Genomic DNA, 18235 nt, shown 5'->3' with positions numbered 1-18235 from the left:
CCCGGGGGGCCCGTCCCGTGTCCACCCCGCGCGTCCTGGGGCGGACCTGCGCCGCCGAGTGGGCCCGCCTGTGGACGGTGCGCACGAGCTGGTGGTTCCTGCTGGCCGCCGCCGTGGTCCTGCTCGGCGTCGGCGCGCTGGTCGGCACCGAGGTGGCGGGGGAGCCCGCCACCGCCACGCAGGAGCCCGCCTGGCGGGTGGCCGCGGCCGCGGTGGTGCCCGCGCAGTTCGCCCTGCTCGGGCTGGCCCTCACCGCCGTGACCGCCGACCACGGCACCGGCGGGATCGTGCCGACCCTGCAGTGGACGCCGCGGCGCGGCGTGCTGTCCACCGCACGGGCGGCCGTGGCGGTGCTGTCGGCGACCGCCCTCGGCGTCGTCCTCGCCGCCGCCTCCGCCGGCACGGCCGCCCTCGCCTCCGGCGGTCGGCTCGACCTGCCCGCCGCCGACGGCGTCCGGGTGCTGGGCACCGTGGCGCTCGTCGTGGCGGCCGGCGCGGCGCTCGCGGTCGGGCTCGGCGCGCTGCTGCGCAGCACCGCCGGGGCGCTCGTCGGCGTGTTCCTCCTCGTGCTGGTGCTCCCGCTGCTGCTGGGCAACGCCGGCTGGACCTGGGCGACGGCGGTGGCCGAGGCGCTGCCCGGCACCGGCGCCGTTTCCCTCCTGCTGGGCGAGGACGGGCAGGGGACCACCCGGCGGGCCGCGGTCACCGTGCTGCTGGCCTGGGCCGGCGGCGCGCTCGTGCTGGGCTGGCTGCGCACGGTCCGGGACGACGTCCGGTGAACGCCGACGTCCTGGTGGTCGGCGCCGGGCTGGCCGGGCTGCACACCGCCACCCGGCTCGCCCGGCGCGGGCACGACGTGCTGCTGGTCGACCGGCGGACCCGGCTGGCCGGCGCCGTCCGCACCACGGGCATCTTCGTCCGCAAGACGCTCGACGACTTCCCGCTGCCCGCCGAGCACCTCGGCCCGCCGATCCGGCGCGTGGTGCTCCACCCGCCGGGGCTCGACCGCCCGGTGGTCCTCGACAGCGACCGCGACGAGTTCCGGGTCGGCGACATGGGCGCGCTGTACGAGGCCGCCGCCCGCGACGCCGCCGACGCGGGCGTGCGCACCGCCCTCGGCACCCGGTACGCCGGCCGGCACGACGGCGCGGCCCTCCTCACCGGCCCCGGCGGCCCCGTCCGGGTGCGCGCCCGCTTCCTCGTCGGCGCCGACGGGGCCCGCTCCCGGGTGGCCGCCGACCTCGGCCTCGACCGCAACACCCACCTGCTCGTCGGCGCCGAGGAGGTCTTCCCGCTCGCCGGCGGCGGGGGCCCGCCGGCCTTCCACTGCGTCCTCGACCCGACGCTCGCGCCCGGCTACCTGGCCTGGGTGGTCGACGACGGCCGGCACGCCCACGTGGGCGTCGCCGGGTACGCCGACCGCTTCCCCGACGGCCTGCGCCGGGCCCTCGACCGCTTCCGCGCGGTGGCGCCGCGGGTGGCGCCCGGGCTGGCCCTCGCCGACGACGTCGAGCGGCGCGGGGGCCCGATCCCCGTCGGCGGGCTGCTGCGCCGGATCTCCTGCGCCGACGGGCTGCTGGTCGGGGACGCCGCGGGCGCGGTCTCCCCGCTCACCGCCGGCGGCCTCGACCCCTGCCTGCGGCTGTCGGACCACGCCGTCGACGTCCTCGACGACGCGCTGCGCACCGGGCGGCCCGACGCGCTGGCGCACTACGACGGGGCCGCCCTGCGCGCCCGGTTCCGGGGCAGGCTCGCGCTGCGCCGCGGGCTGGCCCGGGTGCGCACGCCCGCGACGGCGACGGCGGCGTTCACCCTGCTGCGCACGCCGCCGGGGCGCGCCGCGGCCCGCCTCGTGCTCTTCGGCGACCGGTCCTTCCCGACCGTCCCCGCGCCCTCCCCGGTCGCCGTGTGAGGGTCAGAGCACCGTCGAGCCGTACATCTCGCCGAGCGGGTCGGAGATGAGCTCGATGCGGGCGCCGTCGGGGTCGCGGAAGTAGACCGAGACGCCGCTGTGCACCTCGTGCGGCACGCCGGCGTCGGTGAGCCGCTGCACCAGCTCCTGCCAGCGCTCGGGTTCGACGCTGATCGCCATGTGGTGCAGCCCGCCGAGCACCTCGGCGTAGGGGCCCACGTCGAGGCCGGGGAAGTCGAAGAACGCGACGAGGTTGCCGTTGCCGATGTCGAAGAAGAAGTGCGAGGAGCCGGGGTAGTCGCGGTTCTCGATCAGCTCGGTGAGGGGGAACCCGAGGACGTCCTGGTAGAAGCGGATCGTCCGTTCCACGTCGCTGCTGATCAGCGCCGTGTGGTGCAGGCCGCGCGCGGTGGAGGCCGGGCGCTGCCCGGCGGGCCGCAGGTGCGCGTCGCGGATGCGGGCGCGCTCGGCCTCCAGGGCCGGCAGGTCGCGGGTCTCGGTCATCGGGGCGCTCCCTCGGGGTCCGGGGCCGGCTGGTCGGTGGGCAGCCCGAACTGGGCCCGGCGGCGGGCCGGGACCAGGTCGAGGTAGTCGGGGTGGCGCCTGACGTAGGCGCGGATGAACGGGCAGAACGGGAGCACCTGCGCTCCCGAGGCGCGGACGGCGTCGAGGGCACCCCGGGCCAGCACCGACCCGAGCCCCCGTCCCTCGAACGCCGGCTCGACCACGGTGTGGGTGAACGACACCGCCGACGGCGTCCGCCGGTACTCGGCGTACCCGGCGACCTCGCCGTCCACGAGCACCTCGAAGCGGGAGGCCTCGGGGTGGTCGACGACCCGCGGTTGGCTGTCGGTCACGGCGGTCCTCCGATCGGGCGTCGTCGGCCCGCATCCTCGCGCAGATCGGCCGGGGACGGGGAGGGCCGGGCCCGCGGTGTCAGGCGGGGACGTGCGGGCGGCCGCGGGCCGGCGCCGGGGCGGCCGGGCCCAGGACCACCGGCAGCGTGGCGTGGCCGCGCAGGATGACGGTGCCTCGGCGGGTCGACGGGCCGGCGGGGGCGAGGTCGGGGAACCGCTCGAACAGCGCCCGCAGCGCCACCTCGCCCTCCATCCGCGCCAGCGCCGCGCCCAGGCAGAAGTGGATGCCGCTGGAGAACGCCACGTGGTCACGGGCGTTGGGCCGGGTGACGTCGAAGGTGTGCGGGTCGGGGAAGACCAGCGGGTCGCGGTTGGCCGCGGCCAGCACCAGGATCACCAGGTCGCCCTCGCGGACCGGGACACCGGCGACCGTGGTGTCGCGCAGCGCGCGCCGCCCGGTCCGCTGCACCGGCGACTCCACCCGCAGCACCTCGTCGACGGCGTTGGGCCACAGCGACGGGTCCGCGGCCAGCAGGCGGCGCTGGTCGGGGGAGGCGAACAGCAGCGCCGCGCCGTTGCTCACCAGGTTGACCGTGGTCTCGAAGCCGGCGCCGAACACCAGCGCCGCGGTGGCCAGGAGCTCCTGCTCGGTGAGCGCGCCGCCGTCGTCGTCGGCCGCCGTGACCAGCGCGGACAGCAGGTCGTCCCCGGGATCGCGGCGCAGCCTCCGCAGGTGACCGCGGAACCAGGCGTCGAGCTCGGCGAGGTTGCGCTCGACCTCGCGGAAGGTGCGCCACCGCAGGCCCATGTCCAGGCTCGGGGTGGCGCCGTCGGCCCAGGTGAGGAACTGCTCGCGCATCGACACCGGCACGCCGAGCACCTCGGAGATGACGGTGACCGGCAGCAGGCTGGCGTAGCGGGCGACGAGGTCGACCTGCCCGCCGGCCCCCGCCTCGCTCTCGAGGTCGTCGAGCAGCTCCTCGGCGATGGCGCGGGTGCGCTCCCGCAACCGGGCGACGGCGCGGGCGCTGAAGGCGCGGCTGACCAGCCGGCGGTAGCGGGTGTGCTCGGGCGGGTCGACGGCGAGCATCGACGGCGGGTCGATCGGCCCGACGCTGGGCCGCGGGCCGGCCAGCCGGAGCGCCGTCCGCAGCACCGGCGGCAGGCCCTCGGTGCGCGACCCGCCGATCTGCCCGAAGTCGCCGCTGCGCAGCACCTCGGTGCAGACGGCGTGGTGGACGCTGACCTTGGAGAACGCGCCGCCGACCAGGGGGGCGGGGGTGCGCAGCCGCTCGTAGTGCGCGAACGGGTCCTCCCGGACGGCGGGGTCGCGCAGCACCTCGGCGTCGGCGTTGCCGGCGCGGGCCCGGGCCCGGATCGCCAGCCGCATCACCCCGTGCGTCGCCGCCCAGCGGACCCCGCTGCGCGCCGTCGACACCACTGCCATCCCCGCCGCCTCCCGTGTGCCCCCGGGCCGGTACCGCTCGGTACGGCCGCGCAGCGCCATCCTGCGCAGCGGCCCGCCCGCCGTCCACCCGGCCCCGCCGGGTCGCGGTCGCCGGGACGCGCCGGGGGTTGAGCCGAACCGGGGTCGTCGTGCGGTTTCGGCACATCCCCACGCTCCGCCCGGCACGGAACGGTCGACTTGTGGGCGGTTGGAGAGGCAGGTCAGCGGCCCGGGCCGGCGCCTTCGCAACGATCCGGGAACGCCGTGTCCCGCGGGTCGTCCGCGGCGGTGGGACACCGGTCCCGCGCCCCTACCGTCCTGTCATCCGCACCGCCTCCCCCCGGTGGTCGCGGTCGCCGTCGCACTTCCCCTCGACGGCCCCATGGACGGGACGAACGGTGGACACGGTGGTTCTGCGCAGCAGTGAGGTCCGGCTCGACGGCGAGGCACGCCTGGGCTGGTGGTTGGTGAGCGAGGACGGGTTCGGGTCCGGCCGGCTGGTCGACGGTCCCTTCCCCGACCGCGCCGGCGCGGCGTGGGCCGCGGCCGGGCACGCGGTCGACGAGGGCGCCAGCCTGCGCCCGGTGTACGGGCTGCGCCGGCCCGACGGCGGGCTGCACCGCCGGCCCTCCCCGCAGGAGATGGCGTGGCTGGCCCACCTCGGCGACCAGCTCGACCGGCTGCCCGAGGACTGGGACGCCGCCCTCGCCGACGAGGACCCGCTGGCCACCCTCGTCGTCGAGGTCGCCGCGGCGCTCACCGAGGCCGGCCTGCCGCTGTGGGACGCCACCGGCTCCGGCACCGCGCTCGGCGGCGCGTGCGTGAGCGCCGAGCCCGGTCTCGACGGTGTCGTCGTCGGCTGGCGGCAGCACGACCGGATGAGCGTCGAGCAGGTCCACGGCCTGGTCGCCGACATCTCCATCCAGGCGGTCATGAACCGCGCGCTGGCCGACGTCCTCTGGCTGCGCGGCCTCGAGGTCACCCCGCTCGGCGGGGACGCCGGCGGCTCCGTCGTCCGCTACGCCGACTGAGCGGCCGGCGCACCCACAGACCACACCGCACGTCCACAGGGACGCCGTCGACACCGACGGCGTCCCTGTGGCGTTCCCGGGGCCGGTGCGCCCGCGCCCGCCGGCCGTGGCAGGCTCGGCCGGGCCGGCACGACGCGCGACACGCCGCCCCTCCCGTGGCCGCTCCGGGACGACCGCACGGCTCGCGGACCGCGCCACGCGGGGGAGCCGACGGCGAGTCGACAAGACGGTGCCCGCAACGGCGGGTGACCGGCCCCTGAGCAGGGCGGACACAACGATCACGTGACGCCGCCGCCGCAGGTGCCGCCGGCGGGCCGTGTCGGGGGCCCGCGGGCCCGATGCTCGTCCCGTCACCGGCACTTCCCCGGCCGGGACGTCCGCACGGGAGGAACCCATCGTGAGCGCGCCCGCACCACCGGCACCGTCCCCGCTCGCCCCGGCCGCACGCGGCGAGGACGGGCTGGGCATCGCCGACCTCGTCACCCTGCTGGGCCTCGAGGCCGCCGACGACCCGGCCGACGACGCCCCCGACAGCGCACCCCTCGGCGCACCCGACACCGCGCGCAGCCCGCGCGAGGCCGTCGCCGTCGTCCGGGCCTGGGTCCGCCGGGCCGCCGACTGGGGCTCCGGCCCGCAGCGCTCCTGGTGCGCCTGGTGAACGAGCCGGTCCTCCTCTGGCCCCTGGTCGCGGTCCTGGGGTTCGTCGCGATGGCCGGCGTGGTCGTCGCGCTCGGCCGCGCCTCCACCGCGCGCTACGAGTTCGAGCGCAACCGCGTGCGTCCCCAGCAGCCGGCGCCCGCGCCGCTGCCCGCCGACGCCGGCGGTGAGGTCGCCGCCGTCCTCGCCGACGTCCCGGTGCCGGTCCCCGGGGGCCCGGCCGGGGACGGCGCGGAGGTGGCGCTGCAGGCCCGCACCGCCGTGGGTCTCGCGCCGCACCCCGCGCCGTCCGCCCACCCCGCGGGCCGGCGGCTCGCCGACGCGGGTACGCCGGCGGCGTGGTGGCTCGTCGACACCGAGAGCGACCCGGCGGCCCCCGCGGCGCTGGCCGGCCCGTTCGACGACCGGGTCGAGGCCGAGTGGACGGCGGTGTCCTGCGGGCTCGAGGGCGACGCCCGCGCCGTCCACGGCACCCTGCGCACGGACGGCACGGTCGCCCGGCGCCCGTCGGTGCAGGACCGGGCGTGGCTCACCGAGCTCGGGGAGCAGCTCGACCGGCTCGCCGACGACTGGGACGAGCTGCTCACCGACGAGGACGCGCTGACCACGCTGGTCGTCGAGGTGACCGCGGCGCTGGTCGAGGCGGGGCTGCCGCTGCACGACTGCTCGGGCGCCGACCGCGGCGAGGTGCCGGCGGGCGGGGTGTGCCTGACCCCGGAGCCGCTGTACGGCGGGATCCTGGTCAGCTGGCGCCAGCACGACCGGATGGCCGTGCAGCAGGTGCGCGGCGCCGCGCTGGACACCGCCGTGCAGCGCACGATGAACCAGACGCTGACCGCGCTGCTGGTGCAGTTCGGGTTCGTCGTCGAGGAGTTCGGGGAGGCCGGCTGCCCGCTGGTCACCGCGATCCGGTCTCACCCGTCGGCGGTGTAGCGGGGCCCCGTCCGAGGCACGGGGAGCTTCCTGCACGTCCTGGCGGCGCAGACGTGCGGAAGGCTCCCTCTGCCTCGCCCGTGCGGACGCCGTCCGCGCCGTCCGCCCACCGCCCGGAGGGAGCCCGCCGTGCGCGTCCCGCACTCCGCCGCCGGGCTGGTGCTCGCCGCGGGCGTGGGACTGACCGGCTGCACCACCGTCGTCGCCGGCGTCGCCTCCCCGCCCGGCGGCGGGCCGCGCACCGACGCCGACCTGCCGGTGCACCTGGCCGAGGCCGGGGACGAGGCCGACCGGGTCGCCCGCAACGCGGCCGCCGACGTGCTCACCTGGTGGGAGGAGGTGGCCCCCCAGCTCTCCGGGGACGACTTCGACGGGCTCGACGGCGGCGTCTGGTCGATCGACCCGGCCGAGACCGACCCCGCCGACCTGCCCCGCGGTGACTGCTTCTCGGACGACGTCGCCGACCTGGCCGAGAACGCCTACTACTGCGGTGACGACGACGCCGTCGTCTACGACCGGGCGTGGCTGGCCGACCTGGCCGACGAGTACGGCCCGTTCATGGTCGCCGAGATCATGGCGCACGAGATCGCCCACGCCGTCCAGTCCGACGCCGGGCTCGACGCCCCCTCGATCGTCGCCGAGACCCAGGCGGAGTGCTTCGCCGGCGCGTGGACGCGGTGGGTGGTCGACGGCAACGGCGCGCACGTCGCCGTCCGGCCCGCGGAACTCGACCCCTACCTGCTCGGCTACCTGTACTTCGGCGACGCCCCCGGCACCTCACCGGACGCCGAGGACGCGCACGGGTCGCTGTTCGACCAGCTGTCGGCGTTCCAGGAGGGCTACGCCGACGGGGCGCGCGTCTGTGCCGCCTTCGACGAGTCGCGGCTGTTCACCCAGCAGGAGTCCGACCCGACGCGCGTCAAGGACGACCGGCCCGCCGCCGAGGTGGTGGCCGGCGCCGACGAGGTGCTCGACGCGTTCTGGCGGCAGGCGCTGGGCACCGGCTTCCCCGGTACCGACGCCCTCGGCGGCCGGCTGACCGAGCCCGACGTGCGGGCCGCCGACGGCGCCGCCTGCGGGGGTGCGGACCTCGACCTGCAGTACTGCCCCGCCGACGGGTCGGTGCGCTACGACGCAGCGGGCCTGCTCGAGCCCGCCGCCGTCGACGTCGGTGACTTCGCGGTGCCGGCGCTGCTCGGTCTGCCCTACGGGCTGGCGGTGCGCGACCAGCGCGGGCTGACGGTGGACGGCCCGGCCGCGGTCGCGGGCGCCGCGTGCGCCACCGGCTGGCTGACCCGCGAGGCGTTCGACGGCGAGATCGAGGACGTGCGGCTCGCGCCGGGCGACGTCGACGAGGCCGTGACGGCGCTGCTGCAGTACGGCACCGACCCCGCCGTGCTGGCGCCCTCGGGGCTGTCGGGCTTCGAGCTGGTCGACGCCTTCCGGCGGGGCTTCGTCGACGGCGGCGACCGCTGCGGGTTCTGACGGCGTCGGTCGTCGTCGCCGCCCGCCCGGCCGGCTCCTCCCGTGGTGACGCGCAGGTGACGCCCGGCCCCTAGGTTCCGGGCTCAGCCGTCCCCGCCCGCGTGGCGGGTGATCAGGGAGCGGAGGGACCGCGCATGCCTGCCCCAGAACTGGTGTCGGCCTCGTCGACGCCGTACCGAGCGCTCCTGTGGGAGCTGGACGTCGCGGGGAGGCTGATCAGGTCCAAGCAGCTGGACTTCACGATGCAGGCGCAGACCGAGTCCAACTGGTGCTGGGCGGCCACGTCGAGGAGTGTGTCGCACTTCTACTGGTTCCTGAGTCCGTGGACGCAGTGCCGGGTGGCCAACGCGGAACTGGCGCGCACCGACTGCTGCGGATCACCGGCACCCACGCCGTGCAACGTGCCGTGGTACCTCGACCGGGCGCTCACCCGGACCCGCAACTTCGTCAGGATCACCGGACCGGTCGCCTTCTCGGTGGTCCGCGCGGAGATCGACGCGGGCCGCCCCGTGGGAGCGCGGATCGGCTGGTCCGGCGGTGGCGGGCACTTCATGTGCATCTACGGGTACAGCACGGTCCTGGGGCAGGAGTACGTCGACATCGACGACCCGATCTACGGAAAGTCGCACCTCACGGTCGCGGACTTCTCCACGAACTACCAGGGCAGCGGAACCTGGACACACACCTACTTCACGAAGAGGTACTCCACGGTGCCGATCAGGCGAATCCCGGTGCAGGACTCCGTCATGCGGCGCATCTGGGAGGCCCGTTCCCTGCTCAGGCTCAAGACGGACGTGACCCCGGACCAGGCCCGGCAGTCGGCCACCGACACGTCCCCGTCCCTGGGCCTGGCGCAGCCCGTCTTCGTCGTGGGGCTCGACGCTCTCGCGGGCGAGCAGGACGCCACCGGGACGGCGGTCGGGCTCCGGGTCTACGAGACGGCCGCCGGTCTTCCCCAGGCGTTCTACGACGTGGACGAGGGAGAGGACGGCCGGATCCGTCAGATGTCGGCCTCCGCCCAGCACCTGGAGCCCTTCGCCCGGGCGCTCGACGCGGCGGTGCAGGTCTCCGAGCAGCAGGAAGGGGAGGCCGAGCTCCGGCTCTACCGGGTCCCCGCACTCAACTTCGAGGCCCTCTGGCTGCACTACGAGGAACCCGGTCACGACCAGTTGGTCCCCATCACCGGCCTGGGACCGATCCCGGCAGGGGTGGCCGCGCCCTTCGGTGAGGCGGTCGGTGCACTCCGGGAGGCGGCCCGCCCGCTGATCCAGATGGACGACACGATGGGGGCCTGACCCTCCCTGTCCGGGAGACCGCACCGGGCCACCGGACGTGACCTGCTGGAGACCGCAGCGAGCCGCACGGGTGGTCCCGCCGTGCACGTCAGAAGGGCGGCGGGTCGTCGTCCGGGTCGGCCGGCTCGTCTGCCGGCGGTGGCTCGGGTTCCGGCGGCGGTGGTGGTCGCAGTCCCGGTGGCCGGGTGATGCGGGTGATGCCCGACGGGGTGGTGACGGTGAGCGTTCCGTCCTCGGCCATCTCGAAGCGCCAGCCGCGGGCGAAGGTCTTCACGCGATGATGCGAGCGGCACAGGCAGCACAGGTTGGCGCAGTCGGTGGACCCGCCCTCGGCGTGTGGGAGGACGTGGTCGGCATCGGCCCAGCCGACCCGCTGCCCGCAGGTCGGCATCCGGCAGGTGCGGTCGCGGGTGCGCACGAACGCCTGCTGCGCCGCCGACGGCGCGTAGCCGTTCCTGGCCGCCGGCCGGTCGAGCACCGGGCAGTCGCACTCGGTCTCCGCATGATCAGGGCAGCCTCGGGTGGCCAGCTTCCGTAGCCGGTTCAGCGTCGCGGTCGCCCGGAGCGTCCCGTCGTCCTCGGTGAGTGAGACGGTCACCGACCCACCCTCGGGCGCCTGTACGCCGAGGACGTCCAACTGGTGCAGCAGTTCGCGCAGGTGGGCGGCGGTGATCGGCAGCCCGTTCACCTCCCCGGCCTGGCTCGACCGCCCGGCCAGGGCGGCGAGGGTGGCGACGATCTGCAGGTGCGCGGTGACCGCCGGCCCGGCCTGCCAGGGGCGCTGCAGCAGGTCGGCGAACACGGCGGTGCGCAGCTGCCCGATGGGCCGCGGGTCGCCGTCGGCCTTGAGCATCCGGGCGAGTGCGTCGACGGTCGCGTGGCAGGCGGCGGCCACGTCGGTGGGCAGGTCGGCGGCGAGGGTGCTCATCCCGTCGGTCGGCGAGGGGTAGACGCGCACGTCGGCCTGTCGTTCGGCGGTCTTCCGCCGCTGGTCGACCGCGTCGGAGTCCGCCTCCAGCAGTAACTCCAGCGCGCGCTTCTTGAGCTTGCCGACGGTCAGCTGTGCCGCCTCGGGCAGCACGGCGGCCTCGATGCGGCGGGCGAGAGCCGGGGCGGTGTACTGCAGCACGTCGACCAGCGCCCTGGCGCGGGCCTCGTCCAGCTTGCCCGCGGCCAGTGCCGCCCAGGTGGCGGGCAGGCGTTCGCGGTAGGTCCAGGCGCGGGTGGCCAGGTGGTTGGCGGTACCGCGGCCGCAGTTGAGCACCAGCGCCAGCTCGGCGGTGAAGAACTCCGAGACACCGGGCAGCTCGCCATCGGGCTTCCACGACCCGCGGCGGGCACCGGGGGCACCGGGCGGCGGGTCGTCGTCATCGGGGCTGTCGTCGGCCAGGCCGAGGACCAGCTCGGCCTCGTAGGCGGCGGTCACCGCCTTGAGCGCGGCCACCCGCTGCAGCTCGGCGGCCTTCTGCTCGCGTGAGAGCAGGCCGACCGGCAGTCGACGGAACTCCGGCGGGCGGGAAGCGAGCAGGTCGAGGAGGTCACCCGCCACCGGCGAATCGACGTCCGCGACCTCCTGCACGACTCCGAACCTACGCACGGGGTACGACAGTTCTCGCAGGTCAGCGGCGCGATGTGCTGGACCGGGGAGGGCGACGAGCAACCGACAGGGTGGCTCGACCCCCGCGGGTGCCCCTCGGAGTGGCAGCCGTCCCGAACCCCGCGGTCCGCGTCACCCCGAGCGTGACCCGAGGCGGTCAGTCGTCCTCGTCGAGGAACGCGTCGACCACCGGCGCCAGCTCGTCGGCCTCGGTGACCAGCGCCAGGTGTCCGCCGTCGTAGAGGTGCAGCCGCGCGCGCGGGATGCCGCGGGCCAGGATGCGGGCGTTGACCAGCGGGATGATCGGGTCGTCGTCGCCGGCGAGCACGAGGGTCGGCTGCCGGATGAGGGAGAGGAACGGCAGGCTGCTCCAGCCCGCGCTCGCGGCCAGCTGGTAGTAGTAGCCGCGCCGCGGACCCACCCGGGTGTGCGCGTGCAGGGCCCGCGCGGCCCGTGCCGGGTCGTCCCGCACCGTGCCGCCGTAGAGCTCCCCGGCCACGCGGGTGGCGTAGCCGGGGTCGCGGTGCCGCCGCGGCGTGAGCATGTGCGAGAGCACCCGCGGGTGCGCCGGCACCATCAGCGACCCCGTACCGGTGGCGGCGAGCACCAGCCGGCGGCAGCGGCGGCGGTGCTGGACGGCGAAGTGCTGCGCCAGCCCCCCGCCCCACGACAGCCCCAGCACGTCGACGGCGCCGCGGTGCCCGAGCCGGTGCAGGACGCCGGAGACCACCGGCGTCAGCGTGGCCAGCACGTAGGGGACGACCGGCTTGGGCGAGCCGCCCACCCCGGGCACGTCGAAGCGGACGACGGTGCGGCGCGGGTCGAGCGCGTCGACGAAGGGCTGCAGCACCTCGAGGCTGGCGCCGATGCCGTTCATCAGCACCAGCGGGGGACGGGAGCCGTCGCCGGCGCGCTCGGACACGCGCAGGGTGCGGCCCCCCACGGTCAGCGCCCGGACGGTCTCCCGGCCCGGCCGCCGCCGCGGCTCACTTGTCGAAGACATACGTCCCCGGCGCGTCACCCAGCACCGGCAGGTCGGCGCTCCCGAGCGCCTCGGGCGCCGGCACCTCCTCGCCGGCGCGCTCGGCCAGCCACGCGGTGAAGTCCGGCCACCACGAGCCCTTCTCCTTGTGCGCCGAGGCCAGCCACTCCTCCGGGTCGGCCGGGGTCTTGTCGGCCACCTGGAAGGACGCCTTCGGGTTGGTCGGCGGGTTGACCAGCGAGGCGATGTGGCCGGCGGTGGACAGCACGAACCGGCTGTCGCCGCCGAGCAGCTGGGTGGTGCGGTAGCAGGACTGCCAGGGGCACAGGTGGTCGGCGATGCCGGCGGTGACGTAGGTGTCGACGTCGACCGTGCCGAGGTCGACCGGCGTGCCGAGCATGCTCGCCCGGCCCGGCTCGGTGAGCTGGTTGCCGATGGCGACCTCGATGAAGTCGCGGTGCAGCGCGGCGGTCATCCGGGTGGTGTCGGCGTTCCAGTAGAGGATGTCGAAGGCCGGTGGGGGCTGGCCCTGCAGGTAGTTGTTGACCCAGTAGTTCCACACCAGGTCGTTGGGCCGCAGCCAGGCGAACACCTCGGCCAGCATCGCGCCGTCGAGGTAGCCCTTCTTCCGCGACCGCTCGGTGGCCTCCTTCACCGCCTGCTCGTCCATGAGCGCCCCGATCGTCCCGGCGCGGCCCCAGTCGAGGACGGTGACGGCGAAGCTGGCGGCGGCCACCCGGTCGAGCCGGCCGGTGGCGGCCAGGTGCGACAGCACCATCGCCAGGATGATCCCGCCGGAGCAGAAGCCCTGGAACGCGGTGCGGTCGCTGCCGGTGATCCGCTCGGCGGCGTCGGCGGCGTCGAGGACCGCCTGGCCGTAGGTGTCCAGGCCCCACTCGGCGTGCCGGGCGTCGGGGTTGCGCCAGCTCATCATGAAGACCTGGTGACCGGCGGAGACGTAGTGCTCGACGATGCTGCGGCCGGGCGCGAGGTCGGTGACGTAGTACTTGTTGATCGTCGGGGGCACGATCACCAGCGGCACGGCGCGGACGGTCTCCGTCGTCGGCCGGTACTGGATCAGCTCGAACACGTCGGTGCGCAGGACGACGGCGCCCGGGGTGACGGCGAGGTCCTCACCGACGGTGAACGCGTCGGGCTCGACCATCGAGGGCACCCGCGGCGCGGTGGCGACGTCGGAGACCAGCCGGCGCAGACCCGACACGGCGTTGCGGCCGCCGGTGTCGATGACCGCCTTGAGGGCCAGCGGGTTGAGGAACGGGACGTTGCTGGGCGCGAGCGCGTCGACGACGTTGGTCAGCGCGAAGCGGATCCGCTCGTCGTCGCGCCAGTCGAGGTCGACGTCGTCGACGAGGCCCGCCGCGGCGCGGGCCGCGGCGATGTGCGCCTGCATCGTCCGCTTGAACAGGGGGTTGCCGGTCCAGGCCGGGTCGGCGAAGCGGCGGTCCTTGGGGTTGGGGGCGATCTCCGAGCGGCCGACCGCGATCCGCCCGACCTCGCGCGCCAGCTCCCCGCCGCGCCGGGCCACCGCGTCGGGGTGGCGGGCCAGCGCCGAGCCGAGTGCGGCCAGCGTGCGGACCGGCGGGACCATGCGCCGCAGCGGGCCGCGGGCGGCGTCGACGAGCACCATGTCCAGGCCCATGACGGCGTCGCCGGCCTGCTCCTCGGCGCTGCCGTCGGCGGCCGCGGCCGGGCGCGGGCGGGCGGTGTCGCGGTCGGGGCGCTGCGCGGTGCTCGTCATCGGGACTCCTCGGGGTCGTCGGATCCTGTGACCCGACTCACTCAAGCACAGCCGCCCGGCTCCGGCAGGAGGACGGCCGGCCGACGAGGAGCAGCACCAGCCCGCCGACGAGCAGGCCCAGTCCCGCGCCGCCCACGACGTCCAGCGGCAGGTGCGCCCCGGTCCACACCCGCGCCAGGCACACCCCGGTCGCCAGGACCACCCCGGCGATCCGCGCGCGGGGGCCCAGCCACGGCCAGGCCACCGTCAGCACGGCGGCGACGACGGCGGCGTGCCCGGAGACGAACCCGCGCCCCTGGGCGGCGGCCCCGCGCAGGACGGTGTCCTCCAGCAGCCCGGCCGGCCGCCCCCGCACGACGACGTCCTTGACGCCCTTGGCGGCCAGGTAGGTGCCGGCGCCGGCGAGGAGCAGCCCCGCGGCGAGCCGCCACCTGCGCAGCAGGGCCGCGACCAGCGCGCTCGCGGGCACGACCAGGAAGTTGCCCAGCTGCATGAACGGCCAGACCAGCAGGAACGGCACCGCGTCCACCCCGTTGACCGCCCGGAACACCGCCGCCTCGGCCGCGCCCACGTGCGTGCGCTCGATCGGCAGTGCCGCCAGCACCAGCACCAGCGCGCCCGAGACGCCCAGGACGGCGTCGCCGCCCCGCCGCAGGGGCGCCCGGCGGGGAGCCGCCGGCCCGGTCACACCGTCTCCGGGACCAGCTCCGTGCGCGGCGCGGAGTTGGGCTCCCGGCGCCAGGAGTGGTTGGTCCGCCAGAAGACGTAGGTGCCCAGGCCCAGCGGGATGGGCAGCACGTAGGTGAGCCCGCGGAACACCAGGACCCCGGCGGCCACCAGCGCCCGGTCGCCGCCGGCCGCCGACAGGCCCGTGATCAGCGCGAGCTCGACGACGCCCAGCCCGCCCGGGGTGAACGGGATGGCGGTGAGCAGCCGGGCGAAGGCGAAGACGGCGAGGATCTCGACGACGCCCACCTGCTCGGCGGTCACGCCCACCGCGCGCAGGGAGAGCACCAGCACCAGGAACAGCGACAGGTGGCTGACCACCGTGGTCAGCGTCAGCCAGTGCCAGCGGGCGTGCAGCAGCAGCGCCGTCCGGTCGCGGAACTTCGTCGTCGCCAGGTCCCAGCCGTGCACCGGTGGCCGGCCGAAGGGCCTGATGACGGCGGACGCCACGCGGCCCATGCCCCGGCCGATGCGGGCCGCGCTCTCCCGGCTGTGCAGGAGCAGGCCGAGCACGACCACGGCCGCCACCAGCCCGGCGACCCCGGCCAGCCCGGCCAGCAGCCGTCCGGTGGTCGGGGGAGAGGTGAAGGCCAGCAGCGCGAGGGCGAGCACCGGCAGGCCGAGCTTGGCGAAGTTGTTCCACAGACCCGACAGCAGCAGCATCACCGACGTCCGGGAGCGCGAGAAGCCCCACGAGGAGTTCATCCCGTAGGTCAGCCCCAGCGACAGCGCCGCGCCGGCGACGACGGTGTTGGACACCGCGGTGGTGGTCAGCGTCGACACCGTCGCCTCGCGCAGCCGCAGGCCCGGCATGGTCGTGACCATCACGAACTGGTAGGTGGCGAGGTTCCACGCCGCGGCAAGCGCCAGCAGGGCCACCTCGGCCCAGGTCATGCTCCGCACCGCCGCCCAGACGTCGGACAGGCTGGTGAACTGCGGCAGGAACCAGACGAAGACGGCGACGGCCAGCGCCACCGACAGCAGCGGGGTCAGCACCCGGCGCCACAGCGGCTTGCGCTGCGGTGGCCGGGCGGGCGGGGCCTGGGGGGCGACGGCGGTCACGGCGGGTCCCTCCCGTCGTCGGTGGCGGAGCGGCCGGCCTCGGGCGGGTCGGCGTCGGGCGGGTCGAGGTGCAGGCGTTCCCTGCTGGCCTCGTGCACCTGGGTGGCCACCTGCTCGCGGCTGACAACGCCCAGGCTCTGGGTGGCGAGGGCCAGCGGCTCGCCGCGGTTGTCGCCGGAGAGGGTGAAGACGATGGTCAGGCAGCCGCCCGGGAAGAGGTAGAGCCGCCGGCCGAGGTACTGCGGGGTCACCTGGGTCACCCGCTCGAAGCGGCGCAGGCCGTCGCGCTCGCTGGGGATCTCGGTGGCGCCGCGGGTGTCGCAGTCGGCGGTCAGCCGCACCTCGATGGCGCGTGCGCCGTCCCGGTCGGAGTCCAGCCAGAACCGGGCCGAGCCCCGGCGCGCGTCGAGCCCGGCGAACGTCCAGCCCACCGGCACGCTCTCGACGCACGGCACCCAGGTCGCCGTCGGCACCGACTGCGCCATGAGGACGACGCCGTTGGCGGCGTGGTCCTCGTCGCCGGTGCTGCAGGCGGGCACCTCGTGGCTGACGCTCGTCGACCCGTTGCCGCAGCCGGCGGTGGCCAGCGCGGCCGCGAGCAGGACGGCGGCGGCGGGGTGCCGGGGCGCGCTCACAGCGGTGACCCGAGCAGGTCCAGGCCCACGGCGAGCGCCAGCACGACCGCCAGGACGCTGACCAGCGTGAGCCCGACGCGGCGGAAGGACCACCGCTGGATGCGCACCGGTGGCAGCCGGTAGGGCAGCAGCCGCACGAAGTCCGCGTGCAGGTCGCGGCCCTGCGAGCGCAGCATCCGGCGCAGCTGGGAGGGCATGGTCAGGCCGCGGGTGGCGGCGAAGGCCTCGGCGATCTCCTCGTCGGAGAACTGCAGCCGCGCCCGGGCCAGGACCCGCGCGGCGTCGGTGCGCAGCGCGAGGACCAGCAGCATGTTCGCCAGGTCCACCGCCTGCCGCCACGGGCTGGGGCGCACCTCGGCGAACGCCGAGTCGATGAGGAACACCGTGCCGTCGCGGACCATCAGGTTGGCCGGCTTGATGTCGCGGTGGGCGAGGCCGGTCTCCCACAGCCGGCGGACGATGGCCAGCCCCTGGTCGATGACGTCGTCGTCGACGGGGACGTCGGGGTCGCCGATCTCGCGCGCGCCTTGGAGGAACTCGGCGACGAGCAGGTACTCCCGCTCCGGGGTGATCTCGACGATGCCCAGCGGGTGCGGCACCGGCAGCCCGGCGTCGGAGAGCAGGTGCAGCACGTAGTCCTCGTACTGCACCAGCCGGCGCACGCTGTGGTACGGCTTCTCGTCCTCGAGCCGGCCGTAGAGCAGCGTGCGGCCGAGCTTGAACCAGCGGTCGGACCGCAGGTGCGTGACGGCGTAGAGCTTGCCGAAGACGCAGCTCTCGTCCTCCTCCGCGGCGTCGTCGGCCTTGACGGTGATCTTCAGCGGGGTGGAGCCGCCCGAGCCGGCCAGGCCGAAGGGCTTCACCGACGTGGCCAGCAGGCCCAGCTGGTCCTGCAGCGCCCGCACGATCGCCTCACCGCGCGCGCCGGTGACGTCGAGGTGGGCCGGGCTGCCGCGCCGGTAGACGACCGGGTAGACCTCGTTGGGCGTCAGCAGGCGGAAGGCGGCCACCGGGGCGGCGACGCCGAGGACGACGCCGGCGAGGACGTCGGTGGGGTGGTCCTGGGCCAGGTAGAGCCGCGAGGCGGCCGTGACCAGCAGCAGGCCCCACACCACCCACTTGCCGACGTCGCGGGGGCGGCCCGCGGGGACCAGCGAGTACAGGCTGCTGACCAGGAAGGTCGCCAGGACCGTCATCGGCACCGAGGGCATCGAGAAGCCCGACCAGTAGCCGAGCACCTCCACCTCGTAGGGCCGGGGCCGCTGCAGCGTGGCGGCCACCGTGGCCGCCGTGTTGACGACCAGCAGCCCGACGCCGAGCCAGACGAACAGGTGCCGCCACCGGCGGAAGACGAGCAGGACGAGCAGGTTGGCCAGCCACAGAAGGTGGATGGCCCGGCCGGTGGCGAGGACCCCGGCCACCTCGGCCACCCGGGTCAGCCCGGGGGAGCGGATGGTGGCGATCGCCTGCAGGATGCGCGTGTCGACCAGGTCGAAGGCGGCCACGCTGCCGGTGACGAACACGACGACCCAGGTCGCCAGCACCAGGCCGCTGAGCGCCAGCCACCACTTTCCGGACGCGTTGAGGTGCCGCGGCAGCGGGGGCGCCTCGCCGGAGGGGCGGCGGCGCCGGTGCACGCGCTGCACCTGCGGCGGCTCGGGACGCCGCAGCTGCCCGCCCGCCGGTGGCTGTGCGGCGGGCCCGGGCGCCGTCGCCGCCGGTGCCTGCGTCGCAGGGACCCGTGCCGTCGCCGCCATGCCGCACGATGCTGCACCTCATGCGTGTCCGGGACCATCGACCTTGGTCCCGTCCGCGACTAGCGTGGCCGTCCCCGCGTCGGTCCGCCGCGGGGCGCCG

General features: G+C 75.9%; 17 protein-coding genes. 7 read left to right on the top strand and 10 right to left on the bottom strand.

Annotated elements, in window-relative coordinates; genetic code table 11:
* The first annotated feature begins 17 nt into the window (after nt 1-17).
* Both ACI780_RS09055 and ACI780_RS09050 read left to right on the top strand, forming a co-directional pair.
* Nucleotides 18-779: a hypothetical protein gene (locus ACI780_RS09055; protein ID WP_457002314.1), complete on the top strand. Its 762-nt coding sequence runs from the start codon at nt 18-20 to the stop codon at nt 777-779.
* Nucleotides 776-1912 (top strand): FAD-dependent oxidoreductase, encoded by a 1137-nt coding sequence (locus ACI780_RS09050; protein WP_457002312.1) that lies wholly within the window; start codon nt 776-778, stop codon nt 1910-1912. Before ACI780_RS09055 ends, ACI780_RS09050 begins: the two co-directional genes overlap by 4 nt.
* Before the next feature lie 3 nt (nt 1913-1915).
* Here ACI780_RS09050 and ACI780_RS09045 read toward each other — a convergent pair whose 3' ends face one another.
* The 3 genes from ACI780_RS09045 to ACI780_RS09035 all read right to left on the bottom strand — a co-directional run bounded on the left by ACI780_RS09045 (nt 1916) and on the right by ACI780_RS09035 (nt 4216).
* Nucleotides 1916-2416, bottom strand: coding sequence for a VOC family protein (locus ACI780_RS09045; protein WP_457002310.1), 501 nt, complete (start codon nt 2414-2416; stop codon nt 1916-1918).
* Nucleotides 2413-2769, bottom strand: a complete 357-nt coding sequence (locus ACI780_RS09040) for a GNAT family N-acetyltransferase (RefSeq protein ID WP_457002308.1) — start codon at nt 2767-2769, stop codon at nt 2413-2415. Before ACI780_RS09040 ends, ACI780_RS09045 begins: the two co-directional genes overlap by 4 nt.
* Before the next feature lie 79 nt (nt 2770-2848).
* Nucleotides 2849-4216 carry a cytochrome P450 gene (locus ACI780_RS09035; protein ID WP_457002306.1) on the bottom strand — a complete coding sequence of 456 codons (1368 nt, stop codon included), beginning with the start codon at nt 4214-4216 and terminating at the stop codon, nt 2849-2851.
* A 398-nt stretch (nt 4217-4614) separates the two neighbouring features.
* On the opposite strand from ACI780_RS09035, the gene ACI780_RS09030 reads away from it, so the two are divergent.
* The 5 genes from ACI780_RS09030 to ACI780_RS09010 all read left to right on the top strand — a co-directional run bounded on the left by ACI780_RS09030 (nt 4615) and on the right by ACI780_RS09010 (nt 9617).
* A complete protein-coding gene (locus ACI780_RS09030; RefSeq protein WP_457002304.1) occupies nt 4615-5247 on the top strand; it encodes a hypothetical protein in 633 nt (210 codons plus the stop codon).
* Between the two features lie 397 nt (nt 5248-5644).
* Complete coding sequence (locus ACI780_RS09025; protein ID WP_457002302.1) at nt 5645-5905, top strand: hypothetical protein; 261 nt, start codon at nt 5645-5647, stop codon at nt 5903-5905.
* Complete coding sequence (locus tag ACI780_RS09020) at nt 5902-6837, top strand: hypothetical protein (RefSeq protein ID WP_457002300.1); 936 nt, start codon at nt 5902-5904, stop codon at nt 6835-6837. The genes ACI780_RS09025 and ACI780_RS09020 overlap by 4 nt, the downstream gene beginning before the upstream one ends.
* Nucleotides 6838-6966: 129 nt before the next feature.
* The gene (locus tag ACI780_RS09015) at nt 6967-8322 is read left to right on the top strand and encodes a neutral zinc metallopeptidase (protein WP_457002298.1); all 1356 of its coding nucleotides are present in this window, start codon (nt 6967-6969) and stop codon (nt 8320-8322) included.
* A 134-nt stretch (nt 8323-8456) separates the two neighbouring features.
* A complete protein-coding gene (locus ACI780_RS09010; RefSeq protein ID WP_457002296.1) occupies nt 8457-9617 on the top strand; it encodes a papain-like cysteine protease family protein in 1161 nt (386 codons plus the stop codon).
* Between the two features lie 88 nt (nt 9618-9705).
* Here the strand turns inward: ACI780_RS09010 and ACI780_RS09005 are convergent, their stop codons facing one another.
* The 7 genes from ACI780_RS09005 to ACI780_RS08975 all read right to left on the bottom strand — a co-directional run bounded on the left by ACI780_RS09005 (nt 9706) and on the right by ACI780_RS08975 (nt 18135).
* Nucleotides 9706-11196: a DUF222 domain-containing protein gene (locus ACI780_RS09005; protein ID WP_457002294.1), complete on the bottom strand. Its 1491-nt coding sequence runs from the start codon at nt 11194-11196 to the stop codon at nt 9706-9708.
* 175 nt (nt 11197-11371) lie between these two features.
* Nucleotides 11372-12217 (bottom strand): poly(3-hydroxyalkanoate) depolymerase, encoded by an 846-nt coding sequence (gene phaZ, locus ACI780_RS09000; protein ID WP_457002292.1) that lies wholly within the window; start codon nt 12215-12217, stop codon nt 11372-11374.
* Complete coding sequence (locus tag ACI780_RS08995; RefSeq protein ID WP_456869381.1) at nt 12201-13955, bottom strand: PHA/PHB synthase family protein; 1755 nt, start codon at nt 13953-13955, stop codon at nt 12201-12203. Before ACI780_RS08995 ends, phaZ begins: the two co-directional genes overlap by 17 nt.
* A 37-nt stretch (nt 13956-13992) precedes the next feature.
* Nucleotides 13993-14643 carry a phosphatase PAP2 family protein gene (locus ACI780_RS08990; protein WP_456869380.1) on the bottom strand — a complete coding sequence of 217 codons (651 nt, stop codon included), beginning with the start codon at nt 14641-14643 and terminating at the stop codon, nt 13993-13995.
* Nucleotides 14640-15743: a lysylphosphatidylglycerol synthase transmembrane domain-containing protein gene (locus tag ACI780_RS08985; protein WP_457002289.1), complete on the bottom strand. Its 1104-nt coding sequence runs from the start codon at nt 15741-15743 to the stop codon at nt 14640-14642. Before ACI780_RS08985 ends, ACI780_RS08990 begins: the two co-directional genes overlap by 4 nt.
* The gene (locus ACI780_RS08980) at nt 15740-16378 is read right to left on the bottom strand and encodes a hypothetical protein (RefSeq protein WP_457002287.1); all 639 of its coding nucleotides are present in this window, start codon (nt 16376-16378) and stop codon (nt 15740-15742) included. Before ACI780_RS08980 ends, ACI780_RS08985 begins: the two co-directional genes overlap by 4 nt.
* The gene (locus ACI780_RS08975) at nt 16375-18135 is read right to left on the bottom strand and encodes a phosphatase PAP2 family protein (RefSeq protein ID WP_456869377.1); all 1761 of its coding nucleotides are present in this window, start codon (nt 18133-18135) and stop codon (nt 16375-16377) included. The genes ACI780_RS08980 and ACI780_RS08975 overlap by 4 nt, the downstream gene beginning before the upstream one ends.
* Nucleotides 18136-18235: the final 100 nt, after the last annotated feature.

The sequence above is a fragment of the Geodermatophilus sp. SYSU D00814 genome, assembly GCF_054050055.1.
Note: the sequence above shows the minus strand (reverse complement) of the source record. Positions and strands in the feature narration are given on the sequence as shown.